The following is a 1,450-nucleotide window of genomic DNA, read 5'->3' as shown; positions in this document are numbered from 1 at the left end:
CTAGTAGGGCTTGGTCAGGTCGGTTGTGGTTGAGCGTGTCCTTCTGGCCCGGTGTTGCGTTGAGGGGGCGTGACTCCGGACGAGATTGTGTCTGTGCGTGGTGAGTTGGAGGACTTCGCGGCGGAGGTTTTTGAGCCGTTCGCGAGGAAGGATCAGCGTCGGTGGGGGCAGGTCTACCTGCGGGGCCTGCTCATGGACGGGCAGCGCAAGTCGGTCGAGCCGATGGCCGCCCGGCTCGGGGAGGACGGAAACCGGCAGGCCCTGGCCCACTTCGTGACCACCAGCCCGTGGGATCCGTCCCACATCCGGGCCCGGCTGGCCTGGAAGATGGAGAAGGCGATCCGGCCCACCGTGCTGGTCTTCGATGACACCGGGTTCCTCAAAGACGGCACGGCCTCGGCGTGTGTGTCGCGGCAGTACACCGGCACCGCGGGCAAGGTCACCAACTGCCAGGTGGGCGTATCCCTCCACCTGGCGTCGGACCACGCCTCGGCAGCCGTGGACTGGCGGCTGTTCCTGCCCGAGACCTGGGCGCCCGGCTCCGCGAAGGCGGACCCCGACAAGGTCGCCCGCCGCACTGCCTGCGGCATTCCCGGGGACATCGGGCACGTGGAGAAATGGCAGCTCGCACTCGACATGCTCGACGAGACCCGCTCCTGGGGCATCGAGGTACCGGTGGCCGTCGCGGACGCCGGATACGGAGACGCGGCCGCTTTTCGGCACGGCTTGACGGCCCGCGGCCTGAACTACGTCGTGGGGATCTCCACCACCTTGTCGGCCCAGCCGGGCGAAGCCGGACCCGTGACCGAGCCGTACTGCGGGATCGGACGCCGGCCGGTGGCGAAGTACCCCGACAAGCCACAGTCGGTGAAACAACTGGTCATCGCGGCGGGCCGGAAGGCGGCAAAGCAGGTGCAATGGCGTGAGGGCTCCCGGCCCGGCACAGGCCGCAGCGGCTTCAAACGGATGTACTCGCGGTTCGTGGCCCTGCGGATCCGGCCCGCCGGACGCGAAGTCCGCCAGGCCGTTGACGGCCCGGAACTGCCCGAGTGCTGGCTCCTGGCCGAGTGGCCGGCCGACCAGGGCGAACCCGTTCAGTTCTGGCTCTCCGACCTGCCCGCCGACACACGGCTGACCACCCTGGTCCGCCTGGCCAAGCTCCGCTGGCGCATCGAGCACGACTACCGCGAGATGAAACAGGCCCTGGGCCTGGCCCACTTCGAGGGCCGCACCTGGAACGGCTGGCACCACCACGTCACCCTCGTCTCCGTCGCGCACGCCTTCTGCACCCTGCAACGACTCGCCACAGCCCCAAAAGACGCGGCGCCGGCCTGAGCCTCTACCGCATCGTCCGCGAGCTACAGACCCTCCTCGCGACATGGACCGGCGTCTGCCCCACCTGCCACCGCGACATACCCACACCAGCCCCAACCTGACCAAGCCCTACTAG

The 1,450-nt window shown here is 69.0% G+C and carries 1 protein-coding gene; it reads left to right on the top strand.

The window, feature by feature from the left end:
- Positions 1 to 69 precede the first annotated feature (69 nt).
- Complete coding sequence (locus tag ACFWTC_RS38935; RefSeq protein WP_383933568.1) at positions 70 to 1,335, top strand: IS701 family transposase; 1,266 nt, start codon at positions 70 to 72, stop codon at positions 1,333 to 1,335.
- The last annotated feature ends 115 nt before the right edge of the window (positions 1,336 to 1,450 follow it).

This window comes from Streptomyces sp. NPDC058619 (assembly GCF_042717785.1).
GTDB lineage: Bacteria > Actinomycetota > Actinomycetes > Streptomycetales > Streptomycetaceae > Streptomyces.
The sequence above is the reverse complement of the archived record's forward strand: the minus strand, read 5'-3'. Positions and strand labels throughout refer to the sequence as shown.